This window comes from Ignavibacteriales bacterium (assembly GCA_026390575.1).
GTDB lineage: Bacteria > Bacteroidota > Ignavibacteria > UBA10030 > UBA10030 > Fen-1298.
Map to the genome: position 1 here is coordinate 212,618 of JAPLFR010000007.1, position 16,984 is coordinate 229,601.

Genomic DNA, 16,984 nt, shown 5'->3' on the forward strand with positions numbered 1-16,984 from the left:
AACTCCTAACGGAATTCTCTGTCGCGTGTTACTGTTTTCCACAAACCTTGAATCCCTCGCGGGATTCTTTTCTCGTTTTGCTCGTTCGACAATTGTTCAACTCCATTAGGAATTGTTTGTTTTTACATATTTGTCGGTAATCTGAAATGAACTCCATAGGAGTTCAACCGATATTCTGGTAAAAAATAAATAGTCACAGATATCAAACACTTTCTATTTGATTGAGTTTTTCAAACAGCAACTTCAGTTTAGATCTACTTTTTTTTTCTGGACTTTCTTCAACTCCACTGTTCACATCCACAGCATACGGCCGCACTTTCTGTGCTGCTTCAATTATATTTTCCGGTGTCAAACCACCGGCAAGAATAATGCGCCCATACTCCTTTGCTTTTATGGCTATTTCCCAATCAAAAGTCTGACCTGTACCGCCGAGCTTGCCGGATATCTTCGTATCTAAAAGGTACGCTGATCCTTTATATCGGCGAAGGATTTCCGGATTAAAGCTGGAATCAACACGAAATGATTTATACACAGGTACCGGAAAATTGGCAAGCTGTTTTGGCGATTCATTTCCATGAAGTTGAACGCAATTGATTCCTGTTTGTTCAATTACTCCAATAATTTCTTCTTGTGGTACATCAACAAAAACTCCAATCGGCACAACAAATGGCGGCAGTGCCCGAATGATTTTTCGAGCGGCACTCGGAGCAATATAGCGCGGACTTGATTTAACGAAAATGAATCCCAGTGCGTCAGCGCCAAGTTCTGCCGCATAGAGCGCATCATCAATATTCGTAATACCGCAAATTTTTACTTTCACTTGCTTATATCCTTTGAGGTTATCAGCAGTGCACGCAATGCCTCCCCAGGATTGTGTGCACGCATGAAGCTTTCGCCAACAAGGACCGCGCGAATGCCGTGCGCGGCCAGCTGCTCGATCTCTTTTCTATTTGTAATTCCGCTTTCGCTGACGATAATGATTTCTTTGGGAATTCGAGAAGCTACCCGAATGGTTGTCGATATATCTACTGCGAAGTTTGATAGGTTTCGATTATTGACCCCAATCATTCTTGCCGGAATAAAATTAAGAATATTGAGTTCGCGTATCGTATGTACTTCTACGAGACATTCAAGTCCAAGTGATGCCGCTTCATGAAACAAATCGCGCATTCGCTCTGGTTTCAACGCTGCCGCTATCAAGAGTACGGCATCAGCGCCAAACGCTTTTGCTTCTGCAAGCTGGTACGAATCTATAATAAAATCTTTTCGCAGAATCGGTATTGGCACAGATGAACGCATGTCTGCGATAAAACGGATGTCTCCTTGAAAATATTTTTTATCCGTTAACACCGAAAGCGCACTGGCACCGCCGTCAACATATGCACGTGCTATCTCCAACGGATGAAAATCTTCCCGGATGACTTGCTTTGACGGTGATGCTTTCTTAATCTCCGCTATGACAACAGTATCTTTTCCACTTAAGGCTTTTTGCAATGAGTAACAATTCCGTGCAAAACCCGACATGTCTTTCAGCTGCTCGAGCGGCATTGCTTTTTTCGCAAGCGCAACTTCCTGCCGCTTATGTTCAAGAATTTCTTCGAGGATGTTCATGGCTGGTCGGTATATTGAATAAGTTTTTTCAATTTCTCCAATGCTTTGCCGGAATTAATTGACTCTTCGGCTTTCTGCTTTCCTTCAAGGATGGTATTCGCTTTTCCTGAAACATAAATTCCAAGCGCCGCATTCGCAACAACTACATCACGCGCAGAACTCTTCCCGCCTTGCAACACCTTCATCGCGATGGCCGCATTCGCATTCTTGTCACCGCCGTGTAGACCATCAAGTGTCAGCTTTGAAAAACCAAAATCCTCCGGCTGTAAATGATATTCACGCAATTGTTCATTCTTATTTACTTCATAGACTTTTGTTCCACTGGAGAGCGTTACTTCATCCATGCCGTCATTGCTGTGGACAACGCATGCTTTTTCAGCACCAAGCTTTTGGAGCGCACCAGCAAGTATAGGAGCAACTTGCGGATTGTAGACTCCTACGAGCTGACGTTTTACACCGGCCGGATTTGTCAACGGACCGATAATATTGAAAAAACTCCGCACTCCTAATTCTGAACGCGGCTTTGCAGCGTATTTCATCGCCGGATGATGCAGCGGTGCAAATAAGAATCCGATGCCGATGCGGTTAATGCATGCCTGCACCGTTTCAGCCGAGCTCTGGACATTCACACCCAGCGCCGTGAGCACATCCGCACTGCCGCATTGACTTGAGACAGAGCGATTGCCATGCTTTGCAACCGTGACGCCGGCCCCCGCCGCAACAAACGATGCAACAGTCGAAATGTTAAATGTGCCCAAACCATCGCCGCCGGTGCCGCACATATCAATTGCATCCGGATCTTCTATGGAAATCTTGACAGCATGTTCGCGCATCGTACGGGCAAAGCCTACAAGCTCATCCACCGTTTCGCCTTTTGCACGCAGAGCAATCATGAGGCCGGCAATTTGGGAATCGGTTGCCTGCCCGGTCATGATAGTATCCAGCGCGTTTGACGCTTCTGTTACTGTCAGGTGTTCGCCCGACAAACATTTTTCAATGTGTGTTTTCATAGGATTTTATAAACCTCCAGCCAGTTATTAAGAATAATTTCACCATCCTGCGTAAGAACTGATTCAGGATGAAATTGAATTCCTTCGATAGGATACTTCCGGTGTGTCACACCCATAATTATACCGTCGTATGTGCGGGCGGATATTTTGAGGTCATCAGGAAATTGTTGCGGTGAAATGATAAGCGAGTGGTAACGCCCTACAAGTAATGGATTTGCCACCGATTTGAGAATGGTCTCACCGGAATGCGTTACCGTTGAAGTTCTTCCGTGCATAAGCGAAGGTGCGTGCGTAATTTGCGCACCAAAAGCAAGACCAATTGCCTGGTGCCCGAGACACACGCCAAGGATTGGAATTGTTGACCCGAAACGTTGAATCACTTCTACTGTTATGCCGGCATTTTCCGGCTTACCGGGACCCGGCGACAGGATGATACCGCGCGGCGCAAGACGTGCTATCTCATCGGCAGCAAGCTCATTGTTACGCTTCACAAGAATATCCTTCGTCTTCTTGCCGATTGCCTGCACAAGATTGTACGTGAACGAATCATAATTATCGATCACCAGAATCATTGCTGTTCTCCAGAATATCCATTACCACTGTGAATTTTCATGAGACCGTTCGATGCAACGGCGAGCGCATCGAGTAACGCTTGCGCTTTATTCACAGTTTCTTTGTACTCAAGTTCCGGAACTGAATCCGCAACGATGCCCGCGCCTGCTTGAATGGTCAGCATGCCGTTCGCCGCAACAATTGTTCTGATCGCAATGCACGTATCGAGTGCACCGTCAAAACCAAGGTAGCCGACCGCGCCAGCGTAAATCCCGCGCCGCACCGGTTCTAATTCATTGATAATTTCCATTGCGCGGACTTTCGGAGCGCCAGAGACAGTACCGGCAGGAAAACAAGCCCGCAGTGCATCGATACTATTTGCATCCGCTTTGAGTTTTCCCTGCACTTCAGAAACCAGATGCATTACATGCGAAAACCGTTTCAGGCGTTTGAAGAAGGGAACGTGCACTGTGCCGTATTCACTCACACGTCCGATATCGTTGCGTCCCAAATCAACCAGCATCACATGTTCCGCCGCTTCCTTTTCATCGCGCAGCAATTCTTCCTCTAAAAGCTTGTCTTCTTGCACAGTTTTGCCGCGCTTGCGCGTACCTGCAATCGGCATTACAGAAACAGTGCAATCCTGCACACGTACTAAAACTTCCGGCGAGGATCCGATAAGCTTTACAGATCCGTAATCGAGGTAAAAAAGATATGGGGATGGATTGATAATGCGCAGGGCACGATAAACAGGAAATGGATCGCCCGTGAACGGAACTTGCACTCGGCGCGAGAGAACAACTTGAAAGATGTCGCCTTCGTGGATATAGTCCTTTGCGCGCCTGACCGACGAACAATACGCCTCGCGATCGGTGCCCTGTTGAACAGAAGCCAAATCACACTGAAAATTATTCTCCAGTTCAGGCGGTTTGCCGAGCTGTGTAAGAATAGCCGTCAGCGTTTTTGCTCCATCATTGTACTGATCGTTCAGTGGGAGATTCTTTTCTACAAGAATATTATGTGTCACTGTTAAAAGCTGCTGGAGGTGATCAAACTTTACAACAGATTGAAACAGGCCAAACATTGCATCCGGTACATCATCCTTTGCGGTTGGATGCAAAGGAATATTTTCGATTTCCTGAACGCGGTCATAGCCGAAGTAACCAAGAAATCCGCCGGTAAATCCTTGCTGTTCATGCGCTACTGTACTTTGGTATCGGCGAGAAAACTCGTCCAGCACATCCAGGATTTTTCCACGGCGCTGTTCTTTTTTCACGCCGGATTCAATTTCAACGATATCACCTTTTGCTTTAATAATCAGAATCGGATCTGTTCCGACAAACGAAAACCGTCCGATTCGTTCGTCAGGTTCGACGCTCTCAAGAAGAAATGAATTTGAAGTCTTCGATCGAAGCGTCAGATAAATCGACACCGGTGTATGTAAATCGGCAAGCATCGTTTCCACAAGAGGAACGACCGAATGCGTTTGTGCAAGCTCTTTAAATTCTTCTTTTGTCATCATGGTGAACGTCCATATAATAAAAAACCCTTCCAGGGTGATCCGGGAAGGGTTAAGAATACAATCTGCGTATGCTTATAAATTAACTATCCGTTTTCATACCTGTTCGTTTGGATACACTGCTGCGCCACCACCAACGGTTATTTGAAGAGACGATATGATTAACGGATTGTGACATACTTTACACAAGTAATATACATGATCGGTGGAAATAAGTCAAGAGGCCTATAAGAAAATATTTGAAATAATAGCATCCATTACCACTGTGGAATATTATCCGGATCATCTCTCTTGATTGCCCATTGGAGAACGTTATTGTGGATGTAATCCCTGATCTTGTTTAATTCCTTGTCGTTGCGGATAACGCGGTCGTAAAACCGCTTCTGCCAAACGGGGAAAGATGATGTATGTCGCATTTCATTAATTCTTTTTGTCGCCGACGATTTGAATCCAGCAATGATAGAACCCAAGGATCGAGGTTTCCTCTGTAGGGACGCACAGCTGTGCGTCCCTACGTTTGGAATTGGCAATTCATTTTTAATCACGATGATACCGTGTATATGATTGGGCATTATTACAAAGACATCCAATTCAATTCCGGGGCGTATGAATGGCGTTCTTAACCATTCTTCTTGCACAATTTTCCCAATCTCATTTAATCGCATTTTTCCATCCACAATTTCACCCAATACACATTCGTGGTCATGTGTACAGATGGTGATAAAATATTCTCCTGGTTGGGAATAATCGTATTCCTTCAAACGAATAGATTTTCGGTGATAGTGGTTTGTAGTCATAGGGGGTAGTTGATACTGAACTCTAAGAAAAATGTATTGGTTTTATAGTGGGAAAGCAACCTCCCCCATTTATTCCATCTTTGTCTTTCAGCGAAACAGTAGTACATTGATAGTGCTACTCAATATTATAACGAAATATCATTATTTGAAATTTTTGACTCTCGCATGAAGCTTGAACTATTTGGCTGGAATGATTTTTTTGAGACGCGGTTTGCTCAGTACTCTTCTCAAGGTCTGCTGCCCGGCCGCGTTACGATTCAACACAAAGACCGCTATATACTGTTCACCGAACAAGGTGAAGTAAGCGGAAAAGTGAGTGGCAAGTTTCGTTTTGAAGTCTCCGGTCTCCAGGATTTTCCTGCTGTCGGTGATTGGGTGGTCTTTGAAATCGATTCCGGCGATCAATCTGCCGTTATTCACCATGTGCTGGAACGCAGAAACAAGTTTTCGCGCAAGGTCTCCGGCGATCGTCCTGACGAACAGGTCATTGCTGCCAATATCGACATCGCATTTCTTGTCATGGGTTTAGACGGAGATTACAATATACGCCGGATGGAACGTTATCTTACCGTGGCATGGGAAAGCGGTGTCCGACCAATAATTGTATTGAACAAATCCGATGTGTGTCCGGTTCTAGAAGAGTGTACACAAGAAGTACTCTCAATTGCTCATGGCATTGATATTATCGTTATGACCGCGCGCCAATCAGAACAACTTGCACCACTCCGTTCATTGTTAACACCAGGAACAACAGGTGTTTTACTCGGTTCTTCCGGAGTAGGAAAATCTACTATTACAAACGCACTTCTTGGTAAAGAATATCTGAAAGTGAATGAAGTTCGAGAGAATGACAGCCGCGGACGCCACACAACGCCGCATCGCGAATTACTCATTCTTTCCAATGGTGGAATTATTATCGATACTCCCGGACTTCGAGAACTTCAGCTTTGGAGAGGCGACGAGGGAATGCAAGAGAGTTTCGATGACATTGAAGAACTTGCATTAAACTGCCGGTTCCGCGATTGTCGACATGAAGCTGAACCACACTGCGCAGTGAAAAAAGCGATGGAAGACGGCGTACTTGATTCGGGTCGTTTTGAAAATTATCTCAAACTGCAGCGAGAGATTCAATATCTCGCATTAAAACAAGAGATGGGCGCTCAACGGCTTGAAAAAGAGCGCTGGAAGAATATTTCAAAACTAGCAAAAAAGCTGTCTTCGAAACCACGATAAAGGATTGAGAGAATATGGAACCGAAATCGGCATTACTCTTAGGTGCAAGTGGACTCGTTGGCGAACATTGCTTGCTGTATTTATTAGAAGAGCCGTCGTACACAAAAGTGACGGTACTCGTTCGGAAACCGCTCGCCATCGTCCACGAAAAGCTTGTTCAGCATGTAGTTGACTTCAGCGCATTGGAGATTCTAGGCGAATGCCTTTCCGTAGACGATGTGTATTGTTGCTTGGGTACGACAATCAAGAAAGCAGGGACGCAGGATGCATTCCGAAAGGTCGATTTCGATTATCCGGTCAAGATTGCAGCACTCTCACAGCATTGCGGTGCGAACCAATTCCTCCTTGTCTCGTCTCTCGGAGCGGATCCGCATTCCCGCATTTTCTACAATCGTGTTAAAGGAGAAGTGGAAGAAGCGATTCAGAAAATTTCTTTCACAGCTTTCCATGTGTTTCGTCCATCGCTCTTGTTGGGAGAACGAAAAGAACATCGAGCCGGTGAAAAAGTTGGCGCTGCCGGAATGACGGCGCTCAAGCACGTGATGATAGGACCTTTGAGGAAATATCGAGCCATACAAGCAAGCGATGTCGCAAAGGCAATGGTGCGTGTAGCACAAATGAATCTGACCGGTGTGAATATTTTTGAATCCCAGCGCATTCAGGAAATTGCAGATGAAAAAGTTGGGTAGAGTCCAGCTCGTAGCTGGACGAAAAGAAAAATGGTAACACTCTGCGAGTGTTACATTCTTAGACCTCCGGCTGACTGTGAGTCGGACTCTACGATACTGCCGCAATCAATACATCGGAAGAAAATTCATTTCGCTGTTAATTCCATTCGATCCGAGTGGAAAGGAATGATTGAGGTATATCAAAAATAGGGACGTTCCCCGCCAAACAAACGGCGGGTAAAAATTGAACATCCCTGCAAAACTGATTAAAATCGGTAAACTTAAGCATGTCTTGTCTTGGTTGGAACGGAATCGTATCTTTATTCGTTTATATAATGGCGATGATAAATTCAAAACTCCATATAACCGTACGGATTATCCTTCTGGTTGCAGTTGTCTTGTTTTCCTCAGGGTTTACGACCATTGTCAAATATTGCTCAATGAGTCAATCTTCTGAGTGCTGCTGCGAATCGGATCATTCCGATAATAGTGCGACACAGAAAAATGAACCTTCTGTCAGTGTCCAGAACTCTTCGTGCCTAACGGTAAAAGTGATTGGTGGTTTGAATGACATCAAAGCAACAGCCGCTTCTGAAACTTCAGCAAAATTACTGATAGTTGAAGCTATTCCTTCAAGTTTTGAAACAATCCCTTTACTACTTCCGACTCAGTCTCTTTCTCTTATTTATACAGATGATATCGCTCCACCTAATGAAGACATCTGCATTCGTATAAGTTCTCTATTGATCTAAACCATTCCTTAGCAAGTGTGTTGTTTAGTTTTTAAACAATGATACAGTGCTGTTGTGTGCTGTTGAAAACATTTATGCTTTGGAGAATTTATGATCGAGAGAATTATTGACTGGAGCGCGAAAAACCGCTTCATCGTTATCCTACTCTACATCCTTATCACCGGTTTCGGTATTTATTGCGTCATCAATCTGCCGGTTGATGCAATTCCTGATTTATCGGAAAATCAGGTTATTGTTTTCACCGAATGGATGGGGCGTTCCCCGGAAATTGTCGAACAACAAGTTACCTATCCCATATCATCTGCATTGCAGGGATTACCTGAAGTAAAAGCAGTCCGTGCATCCTCGATGTTTGGAATGTCATTCGTCTTTGTGATCTTCAACGACAATACCGACCTCTATTTTGCACGCAATCGAGTTATCGAAAAACTCGCTTTGGTTCGTTCGGAACTTCCGCCGAATGTCACACCTATCCTTGGTCCTGATGGGACAGGAGTAGGGCATGTCTTCTGGTATACTGTTGAGGGAAAGAACTATGACCTTGCCACACTTCGCTCTATTCAAGATTGGTATCTGCGAAACAAACTCGTTTCCATTGAAGGTGTTGCAGAGATTGCAAGCATCGGCGGTTTTGTCAAACAGTATCAGGTCGATATAGATCCAAATAAATTACGCGCATATAACGTAACCATCGGAGAACTTGCCGGTGCAATTCAGCGCAACAACAATGAAGTGGGCGGGAAACTTCTTGAAATCAGCAACGCGGAATATTTTGTTCGCGGTCAGGGATATATTACCTCCACCGAAGATGTGGAAAACGTTTTTGTCAAGCAAGGTCCGAATGGTATTCCCATCCTGGTGAAACATGTAGCCACCGTGCAGTTTGGCGGGGATATACGCCGTGGATTATTAGAAAAGAACGGCGAAGGAGAAGTGGTTGGTGGCATCGTCGTCATGCGAAGCGGTGCCAATGCGCGTGATGTGATAGAAAGAGTTAAGCAGCGCATTGAAGAAATCAAACCGGGACTTCCTCCGGGTGTTGAAGTTGTGCCATCCTATGATCGTTCTCTATTGATAGATGCGGCGATCGGTACGTTGAGCCGCGCTCTTATCGAGGCAAGCATTATCGTTGCGATTGTCGTGACGATCTTTCTTCTCCACTTCCGGTCTATCGTTCGCATTCTGATCGAGCTGCCGATTTCTGTTTTGCTTGCATTCATTTTGATGTATGTCTTTGGTATCACCTCAAACATCATGTCCTTAGGAGGTATTGTCCTGGCGATTGGAGTGATAGTTGATTCTTCCATTGTGCTGGTGGAAAATGCCTACCGCAATATAGCCAATGCACTGGCAAAGAAAGGGCATCTCACCAATGAAGAATATCGTGACATCTCCATCATATCTGCAAAACAAGTTGGCAGGGCAATCTTCTTCTCGGAACTGATCATTCTTGTCGGATTCCTTCCTGTGTTTTTGCTGACAGGTCAGGAAGGGAAACTTTTTCACCCACTTGCATATACAAAATCATTTGTGATGATCTCATCGGCGATGGTGGTCATCACACTTATCCCTGTGCTTATGACAATGTTGATGAGAGGAAATTTCCGCCCGGAATCGGCAAATCCTGTCACAGGATTCTTCATTCGATTGTATCGGCCTGTCATACATTGGGTCTTAAAACATCGTAAGGCAACAATCGCCATCAACGTTCTTGCACTTCTTATCACTGTTCCTATGATGATGCATATCGGTTCTGAATTCATGCCTCCGTTGGATGAAGGATCCATCCTCTATATGCCTGTGACATTACCAAATGCGTCGGTTACAGAAGTTGCCCGAATTATGGCTTTACAGGATAAAATAATTCGCAGTGTGCCCGAAGTGCATCACGTCCTTGGGAAAGCTGGACGAGCTGAAACCGCAACGGACAATGCACCAATCAGTATGGTCGAAACAATCATTATGCTCAAGCCGAAAGATCAATGGCGTCCTGGGATAACAAAGAGGGATATTGTTCAGGAATTGGACGCAAAGCTCCAAATTCCCGGCGTCCGTAATGGATGGACACAGCCCATCATCAACCGTATCAATATGCTTTCAACAGGCGTTCGCACAGATATTGGTTTTAAAATATTTGGCGACAATCTCGACACGCTTGAACATTATGCCATCAAAGCGGAACAAATTCTAAAGGGCGTGCCAGGTGCTGCCGACATCGTTGCCGAGAGAATCGGAAACGGTTACTATGTTGATATCGTGCCCAAGAAAGCGATGCTCTCCCGCTACGGATTAAACATCGGCGACCTGCAGGATATTATTGAAGTGGCTATTGGCGGACAAAACCTGGGTGTTGTTCTCGAAGGCAGAATGCGGTTCCCGATTCGTTTACGGTTTGAACGTGAATATCGTGACAACGTCGAAGAATTAAACCGTCTCTTTATTCCTGTTAGAACAGGCGGTGCGGTGTCAACTGCAATAAGCGCTTCGCCCACAATTGGACAGAGTGGAGCATCACCAACATCATCGGGCATGTCTGGAATGGGTTCAGCACAATCTCCACAATCCCAGGTTTCAGTTCAACAGTCTTCATTTGCTTCATCGTCTTTATTGAATTTGCAGTCTGCAGATGAGCTCACTTATGTCCCGCTGTCGGAATTAGCAGATTTAAAAATCATTACCGGTCCGCCTATGATCAGCAGCGAGAACGGGCAGCTTCGCGCCATTGTGTATATGAATGTACGCGGCAGGGATATGGGCGGAACAATGGAAGATGCAAAGAAAGTAATCAGTGAAAATCTAAAACTTCCTTCCGGCTATTCTTACACGTGGAGCGGGCAATACGAGCACAAAGTCCGTGCTCAAAAGACGCTTGAATACATTATGCCGATTGTCTTTCTCATTATTTTTGTTTTGCTCTATTTTACCTTCAAAGATTATGTGGAAGCGTTTGTTGTTATGCTCTCGGTTCCTTTTGCACTCATCGGCGGCGTTTATATGATCTTCATTCTTGATTATAATTTTTCTGTTGCCGTATGGGTAGGATTCATTGCACTCTATGGTATAGCGGTAGAGACAGGTGTTGTCATGGTTGTATATTTGCACGAAGCACTGGATAAAAAGATACGAGCTCATAAAAATGGTGAGCGCGGCCCATTAACATCGCAGGATATTTATGAAGCTACAGTTGAAGGTGCGGTTTTACGATTGCGGCCAAAGATCATGACTGTCGTGACGAGTATGATGGGATTGATTCCAGTGATGTGGGCAACCGGTGCCGGTGCAGATATGATGAAACCTCTTACTGCGCCTATGATCGGCGGGCTCTTTACTTCTGCGGTCCACGTTCTTGTTGTCACGCCAGTGTTGTTTGTGATTATGAAAGAACATGCTTTAAAAAAAGGAACACTTGAAATGTCCAAGATGGCAGAGTTTATAAAGGAAGGAGAATAATTATGAAAAAAACAGCAGTGCTGCTCACATTCTCTTTTCTTCTATCACAAGCAATCGCGCAACCGGTTGATTCTCTCATACAGGAAGCATATAAGAATAATCCACAGCTCAAGTCGTTTGAATACAAGATTCAGGCGACTGGATTCCGCGCTTCTTCAGCCAGCGCTTGGCCGGCACCGACACTCGGGATAGAGTTTAGTCAAATTCCTTCCAACAGTACGAATATCCTCAACGATGCCATATCCAACAATTTATCCATTTCACAAATGTTTATGCTGGGTGGAAAACTTTCGGCAATGTCTGAAATGGAAAAAAGAAAAGGCAGGGTGTTGGAACAAAACCTTGGCTCATTTCAAGTGCAGCTGCGTGCGAAAATAAAAATGAATTATTACCAGCTATGGCTTCTCGACAGGCAAATCGAGGTTCAGCAACGGACATTATCATTGTTAAACGAACTTGTTCAGAATATGCAATCACACGTGATGATAAATCGCATGCGTCAGGCTGATCTCTTTACGATACAGGCAGAAGTTGCCTCCGAGAAATCGAATTTAAGCGAGATGAAGTCAAAGCGTGCAAACGTGCAAAATGTAGTTAATTCTCTGTTGGGTCGAAATGATTTTACCCAGGCGATAAGAACGGACAGCATCCTTGCACATAGCTCGGTCGTGTTGTCAGAGTTTCATCTGTCTGAACAAGTAAAACAAGCTAATCCTTCCCTCATTGCGATGGATCGAATGAAGGAAATGAATGAAGCTGAAATTACTTCTGCGAACAGAGAACTTTTCCCTGATGTTATGCTGCAGGCGATGGTCATGCGAATGCCCAATGGTATGATTCTCACCGGCGGCCCGCGTTCGATGGAAATGATCCAGCAAAGCGTAGCCGGCATGGCAATGCAAAAAACCGATTGGATGTACAGTGTTATGGCATCGATAACACTTCCATTCGCTCCCTGGGCGTCGGAGCGCTCGACAGCGAAAGCAGACGAAATGCGCTCTACAAACCTGAGCATTGAGGCAGAGAAGAACGCCATGCAGCGGGAAATGATAGCATCACTCCGTTCAGCGTTGAACAGGTACACTACAGCTGATTCGCTTGCGCGTCAGTATCAGAGTGAAATTCTTCCACTCACACATCAGTCGGCAGAGGCACAGACAGTTGCATATCAAACGGGGCAGGTGCCAATTACTACTGTTCTCGATTCGCGCCGCTTGGAGCTGATGAAACAAGACGATTACATTATGGTATTAATGGATCGCCAGATGGCACTCGTTGAAATAGAAATGATGGTCGGAGCACCACTTCAATAAATTCACAATTATTATTAAGGAATAGAAATATGAAAACGTTCATTGCAATTATCACAGCGCTTATTATTCTGAGTTTTTCAGCATTGAGTCAGGAAATGAAATCCCACAAACTCCCTATGGATTCAACGAAGGTAGAAAAGCTGAAATCACATAAGATACAGCAACAAAAGGATGTGGCAAAGGTTGACACATACACATGTCCGATGCATCCTGAAGTTATTGCTCATAAACCGGGAAAATGTCCAAAATGCGGAATGACGCTTGTTAAAGTAGACGCTAAAAAAGTGAAAGAAAAGGTAAAGAAAGCCATTGATATAAAAGCGGAAGTTTATACATGCCCCATGCACTCAGAAGTGAAGTCCGATACGCCGGGCAAATGTCCAAAGTGCAAAATGAATTTAGTCAAAGAAAAAGAAGATAAATAAGAATTGTAGTGGTGCAATTCAACCGAACTTTGTAAATATAAATTAAGGTATGAGAAATGAAAACACTATTGATATCCCTCTTAGTGATAACTGCAATGATGCTGTCATCGTGCAGTAAATCATCTTCATCACACAACGGACAGGCCGACTCTACAACGGCACAAACCGGAGATTATTACACCTGCACGATGCATCCACAAGTGCATCTGGACAAACCCGGTGTCTGTCCTATTTGCGGAATGGAACTTGTGAAAGCGAGCAACAGCAGAAAGATGGAAAGCGATGGAGCAGTAGCAATGGTTCCTCTGAATGATCGGGATCAACTTCTCGCAAATGTTTCAACGGTAAAAGTCGGATATGAAGATGTTGAACATTCCGTCCGTGCCTTCGGCACTCTTGAAATTGCTGAGCCTAATAAAACAGTTATCAGCGCCCGCTTTAATGGACGCATCGAAAAACTGCATGTCGATGCAGTTGGCGTCAAGGTCAGACAAGGCGATCCGTTATTCGAGATTTACAGTCCCGACATTATCCAGGCAGAAAATGAATACCTGCAAGCAATCAAAACCGGTTCTTCTGAACAACAGAGTATTGTGTCGGATCCAAAATCTAAATTACTGTTATTGGGCTTGACTGGGCAGCAGATTCATGAACTTGAATCCGCCAATACTGTACCACTTGTCACGATGTATTATTCTCCTGCAAACGGCATAGTCATCGATAAAAAAATCGTCACAGGAGTTTATGTGTCGGAAGGATCAACTCTCTACGAAATATCCGACATTTCGACATTATGGAATATTGCCGAAGTGTATGAATCGGATGCTGGATACATTCGCGTCGGTGAAAAGGCAAACCTTTCAATTGCGACATACCCAAATGAAATGTTTACCGGTACAGTATCGTTGATCTATCCGGTCGTAAATCCTCAAACACGGACAGTAAAAGTTCGAGTGCTGGTGAACAACTCAAACGGGAAACTGAAGCCGAATATGTATACCGAAACATTGTTTACTCGAAAGAAAGGAAAGTCACTTACTGTCCCCGTTGGAGCGGTGCTCGTTACAGGAAAACGCAATCTTGTTTATGTCAAGACCGAACACGAAAACCATTTCGAAGCCAGGGAGGTTGGAATTGGATCACGGTTCAATGATAAATATGAAATCACTTGGGGACTTACAGAAGGAGAAGTTGTCGTAAGCGAGGGTGGTTATTTAATCGATTCTGAAAGCCAACTGAAGTCAGGAACTGGCGCCACTCATCAACACGGAGGTACAGCTGCTCCTGAGACGAAAACAAAAGAAATGCCAGCAAATATGCCAATGTAGCACAAACATTCGACCAACGCAGGAACGTCAACATAAGAACAGATGTTCATATGAATAGTACAGAGAGGAAATAATGAGTAAAAATATTAAAACAATTCTCTTTTCGATCCTTGGTGTTCTTCTCATTGAGATCATCGCAGTGATAGTAGGTGCCTACTCCGGTATTCCCGATGTAGCTGCAACGAAGCCCGAAGGAAAAATCATGGGCTGGTTCATGAACACAACCAAGGATCATTCCATCGGTGCGCGCGCTCAACATATTTCAGTTCCTCCTCTCGATAGCTCCGCACTTGTTGCGAAAGGATTTGAACATTACAATGAAATGTGCGTTACCTGCCATGGCGCGCCGGGCATAAGATCGGATGAACTTGCAAAAGGACTTAATCCCCCTCCTCCCAATCTCGCGTTTTCAACAAGGGATATGGAACCTTCCGAGATGTTTTTGGTCGTCAAAGATGGGATTACGATGACTGGCATGCCCGGATTTGGATCTACTCACAGCGATTCGGAAGTATGGGCAATAGTGGCATTTCTCAAACGTCTTCAGACAATGCAACCAGAAGAATATACTGCATTCCAAAAATCGCAACACCATGGAACGATGGAAGAGACTAAAGAACATAACCACCCAAAAGAACACTAAGAGAATCATACTCATTTAAGAGATGCCTCTTGCGTTAAAGTTCGATTGTCTCGGGATCTTTTTCTGAATGCACCACTTTCCACTCTTGTTCCAATGGATCGAAATCTGAAATTTTGTTGAGCGGCATACGCAAGTACTTGCCGAAACCGGTTGCAGCAACTTCGCCGTTCGGCAAAAGTAGTTCGCCGGTACCTTCAAATGTGCGGCTCGTCTCAATGGTAATGCGGCCGACAACGCGGAGTTCTTCGTTCAACGGAATTTGTTTTTTGAATCTCGTGGTGAACTCAACTGTGACTCCCCAAACCTCTTCTTTTGACTTTATCATTATCGCGCGGCCAATAGTTTCGTCAAGGACTGCTGTGGTGATTCCGCCGTGCAGCCTGCCCGGATAACTCTGGTGCTCATTTGAAGGTTTAAAAATGCATACCAGTTCGTTGTTCTCTAATTCAAAAAATTCTCCCTTGAGCCCGAATGAATTTTTCAAGCCGCAGAGAAAGCACATTTTGCTGTTTTGCTGTTTTCCTGTAACGCGATGTTTCATATGAATTTTATTTTCTGCGCCGGAGGCGCAATAGCCCGCTATGCAGTCTGGCGGATCCGCCGTTGGCGGAGATTTAGTGATTTGATAATTTGGTGATTGAGTGATCTCATAAAGAAGAAATTTATTTCCCGCAGATGTGATCCAGCCATTGGAAGACTTCATCCTGCATCTCTCGATTGAAGGTATGCCCGGTGTTCCAAAATTTTGTCACAAGCTTATCACCAGCATTTTGTGAATCCCATATTGTATGTAGCTTCGCATATCCTTCCTTCACACTTGCCTCCGGGGACTACTAATCCCATACGGGTAGCGAACCAGCAAATCGATACACTTCCTGCAATCCGTTCCGAGAGCGCCGTAACCTGCCATGCACGGAATGAGCCCATAGAAAATCCTAACGCGATTACTTTTGTGGAATCCACTTGAGGTCGCGTTGAAAGGAAGTCGGCTGCATTCATATCTTCCCATGTAATCAAACCGGCGTATGACATTCCCATGTTCAATAAATTGGATGCAATCGCTTGCTGGCCTTCGTATCCGCTGCCGCCGCGATCCGACCAATTAAGTGCATCAGTAGCAAAACAAACATATCCTCGCTTTGCAAGTTCATCGCCGACAAATCTGCCGCCATAGTTTTTATCCACCCACTCGCGCGCTGATTGCATGCGTCTCAAACTATCCGCAAATGGTTCAACCATCTTTTCTTTACCGATGTCGAACTTTGCACCATGATCATGCAAAAGCAGGACGGCGGGGAACGGCCCCTTCCCTTTTGGTACAAGAAGATATCCGAGCACACGGCTATCAGCAGTGATATTGAGAACTATTTTACGTGCGATATAACTACACCGGTCTTGTTCTGCAATCACGATCGGGTAATATGGAATGGACGGCGGCCGATTGAATAAGCATTCCCTCACCTTGGAACGCGCAGTTGTGCGCAATGAATTAAAATCACTGAAATTTCCCGATAACCACGAGAGCGGATAATTCAATCGTTCTTGAACAATATTGTAGAAAGAAGGAAGATTATCATGAATGACATTGGTTTGATATGTTGAGTTTTCTCCATCTTGGGAATATGTATACCGTAAAAAAAGAACAAGCATTAATATGAGTAACTTTTTCATTCTGGATAAACT

Annotated in this window: 16 protein-coding genes; 8 read left to right on the top strand and 8 right to left on the bottom strand. The window is 44.6% G+C overall.

Going from position 1 to position 16,984, the window contains the following annotated elements; translation table 11 throughout:
* Positions 1-202: 202 nt before the first annotated feature.
* From NTX44_05995 to NTX44_06020, 6 genes are all read right to left on the bottom strand, one after another.
* On the bottom strand, positions 203-820 hold the full coding sequence (locus NTX44_05995; protein ID MCX6121152.1) for a phosphoribosylanthranilate isomerase: 618 nt from the start codon (positions 818-820) through the stop codon (positions 203-205).
* Positions 817-1,611: an indole-3-glycerol phosphate synthase TrpC gene (gene trpC, locus NTX44_06000; protein ID MCX6121153.1), complete on the bottom strand. Its 795-nt coding sequence runs from the start codon at positions 1,609-1,611 to the stop codon at positions 817-819. Before trpC ends, NTX44_05995 begins: the two co-directional genes overlap by 4 nt.
* Positions 1,608-2,621 (bottom strand): anthranilate phosphoribosyltransferase, encoded by a 1,014-nt coding sequence (trpD, locus tag NTX44_06005; protein MCX6121154.1) that lies wholly within the window; start codon positions 2,619-2,621, stop codon positions 1,608-1,610. The genes trpC and trpD overlap by 4 nt, the downstream gene beginning before the upstream one ends.
* Positions 2,618-3,193: an aminodeoxychorismate/anthranilate synthase component II gene (locus tag NTX44_06010; protein ID MCX6121155.1), complete on the bottom strand. Its 576-nt coding sequence runs from the start codon at positions 3,191-3,193 to the stop codon at positions 2,618-2,620. The genes trpD and NTX44_06010 overlap by 4 nt, the downstream gene beginning before the upstream one ends.
* On the bottom strand, positions 3,190-4,695 hold the full coding sequence (gene trpE / locus NTX44_06015) for an anthranilate synthase component I (protein ID MCX6121156.1): 1,506 nt from the start codon (positions 4,693-4,695) through the stop codon (positions 3,190-3,192). The genes NTX44_06010 and trpE overlap by 4 nt, the downstream gene beginning before the upstream one ends.
* 254 nt (positions 4,696-4,949) lie before the next feature.
* Complete coding sequence (locus NTX44_06020; GenBank protein MCX6121157.1) at positions 4,950-5,489, bottom strand: hypothetical protein; 540 nt, start codon at positions 5,487-5,489, stop codon at positions 4,950-4,952.
* Positions 5,490-5,654: 165 nt separating this feature from the next.
* Between NTX44_06020 and rsgA the strand changes: the two genes are divergently transcribed.
* The 8 genes from rsgA to NTX44_06060 all read left to right on the top strand — a co-directional run bounded on the left by rsgA (position 5,655) and on the right by NTX44_06060 (position 15,301).
* Positions 5,655-6,722, top strand: coding sequence for a ribosome small subunit-dependent GTPase A (gene rsgA, locus NTX44_06025; protein ID MCX6121158.1), 1,068 nt, complete (start codon positions 5,655-5,657; stop codon positions 6,720-6,722).
* Between the two features lie 14 nt (positions 6,723-6,736).
* Positions 6,737-7,411 (top strand): oxidoreductase, encoded by a 675-nt coding sequence (locus NTX44_06030; protein MCX6121159.1) that lies wholly within the window; start codon positions 6,737-6,739, stop codon positions 7,409-7,411.
* A 419-nt stretch (positions 7,412-7,830) separates the two neighbouring features.
* On the top strand, positions 7,831-8,142 hold the full coding sequence (locus NTX44_06035; GenBank protein MCX6121160.1) for a hypothetical protein: 312 nt from the start codon (positions 7,831-7,833) through the stop codon (positions 8,140-8,142).
* A gap of 90 nt (positions 8,143-8,232) precedes the next feature.
* A complete protein-coding gene (locus NTX44_06040) occupies positions 8,233-11,592 on the top strand; it encodes a CusA/CzcA family heavy metal efflux RND transporter (protein ID MCX6121161.1) in 3,360 nt (1,119 codons plus the stop codon).
* Between the two features lie 2 nt (positions 11,593-11,594).
* Positions 11,595-12,905 (top strand): TolC family protein, encoded by a 1,311-nt coding sequence (locus NTX44_06045; GenBank protein ID MCX6121162.1) that lies wholly within the window; start codon positions 11,595-11,597, stop codon positions 12,903-12,905.
* 29 nt (positions 12,906-12,934) lie between these two features.
* Complete coding sequence (locus tag NTX44_06050; protein ID MCX6121163.1) at positions 12,935-13,330, top strand: hypothetical protein; 396 nt, start codon at positions 12,935-12,937, stop codon at positions 13,328-13,330.
* A 56-nt stretch (positions 13,331-13,386) separates the two neighbouring features.
* Positions 13,387-14,658: an efflux RND transporter periplasmic adaptor subunit gene (locus tag NTX44_06055; GenBank protein ID MCX6121164.1), complete on the top strand. Its 1,272-nt coding sequence runs from the start codon at positions 13,387-13,389 to the stop codon at positions 14,656-14,658.
* A 73-nt stretch (positions 14,659-14,731) separates the two neighbouring features.
* Positions 14,732-15,301 (top strand): cytochrome c, encoded by a 570-nt coding sequence (locus NTX44_06060; protein ID MCX6121165.1) that lies wholly within the window; start codon positions 14,732-14,734, stop codon positions 15,299-15,301.
* A gap of 34 nt (positions 15,302-15,335) precedes the next feature.
* On the opposite strand, the gene NTX44_06065 is transcribed toward NTX44_06060, so the two are convergent.
* Both NTX44_06065 and NTX44_06070 read right to left on the bottom strand, forming a co-directional pair.
* Positions 15,336-16,004, bottom strand: coding sequence for a PaaI family thioesterase (locus NTX44_06065; protein MCX6121166.1), 669 nt, complete (start codon positions 16,002-16,004; stop codon positions 15,336-15,338).
* Between the two features lie 56 nt (positions 16,005-16,060).
* The gene (locus NTX44_06070) at positions 16,061-16,972 is read right to left on the bottom strand and encodes a dienelactone hydrolase family protein (GenBank protein ID MCX6121167.1); all 912 of its coding nucleotides are present in this window, start codon (positions 16,970-16,972) and stop codon (positions 16,061-16,063) included.
* Positions 16,973-16,984: the final 12 nt, after the last annotated feature.

What these genes read in the sequence shown, in the direction of transcription:
- trpC (MCX6121153.1), bottom strand. Translation starts at nt 1,611, where the DNA reads ATGAACATCCTCGAAGAAATTCTTGAACATAAGCGGCAGGAAGTTGCG.
- trpD (MCX6121154.1), bottom strand. Translation starts at nt 2,621, where the DNA reads ATGAAAACACACATTGAAAAATGTTTGTCGGGCGAACACCTGACAGTA.
- NTX44_06010 (MCX6121155.1), bottom strand. Translation starts at nt 3,193, where the DNA reads ATGATTCTGGTGATCGATAATTATGATTCGTTCACGTACAATCTTGTG.
- trpE (MCX6121156.1), bottom strand. Translation starts at nt 4,695, where the DNA reads ATGATGACAAAAGAAGAATTTAAAGAGCTTGCACAAACGCATTCGGTC.
- NTX44_06020 (MCX6121157.1), bottom strand. Translation starts at nt 5,489, where the DNA reads ATGACTACAAACCACTATCACCGAAAATCTATTCGTTTGAAGGAATAC.
- rsgA (MCX6121158.1), top strand. Translation starts at nt 5,655, where the DNA reads ATGAAGCTTGAACTATTTGGCTGGAATGATTTTTTTGAGACGCGGTTT.
- NTX44_06030 (MCX6121159.1), top strand. Translation starts at nt 6,737, where the DNA reads ATGGAACCGAAATCGGCATTACTCTTAGGTGCAAGTGGACTCGTTGGC.
- NTX44_06035 (MCX6121160.1), top strand. Translation starts at nt 7,831, where the DNA reads ATGAGTCAATCTTCTGAGTGCTGCTGCGAATCGGATCATTCCGATAAT.
- NTX44_06040 (MCX6121161.1), top strand. Translation starts at nt 8,233, where the DNA reads ATGATCGAGAGAATTATTGACTGGAGCGCGAAAAACCGCTTCATCGTT.
- NTX44_06045 (MCX6121162.1), top strand. Translation starts at nt 11,595, where the DNA reads ATGAAAAAAACAGCAGTGCTGCTCACATTCTCTTTTCTTCTATCACAA.
- NTX44_06050 (MCX6121163.1), top strand. Translation starts at nt 12,935, where the DNA reads ATGAAAACGTTCATTGCAATTATCACAGCGCTTATTATTCTGAGTTTT.
- NTX44_06055 (MCX6121164.1), top strand. Translation starts at nt 13,387, where the DNA reads ATGAAAACACTATTGATATCCCTCTTAGTGATAACTGCAATGATGCTG.
- NTX44_06060 (MCX6121165.1), top strand. Translation starts at nt 14,732, where the DNA reads ATGAGTAAAAATATTAAAACAATTCTCTTTTCGATCCTTGGTGTTCTT.
- NTX44_06065 (MCX6121166.1), bottom strand. Translation starts at nt 16,004, where the DNA reads ATGAAGTCTTCCAATGGCTGGATCACATCTGCGGGAAATAAATTTCTT.
- NTX44_06070 (MCX6121167.1), bottom strand. Translation starts at nt 16,972, where the DNA reads ATGAAAAAGTTACTCATATTAATGCTTGTTCTTTTTTTACGGTATACA.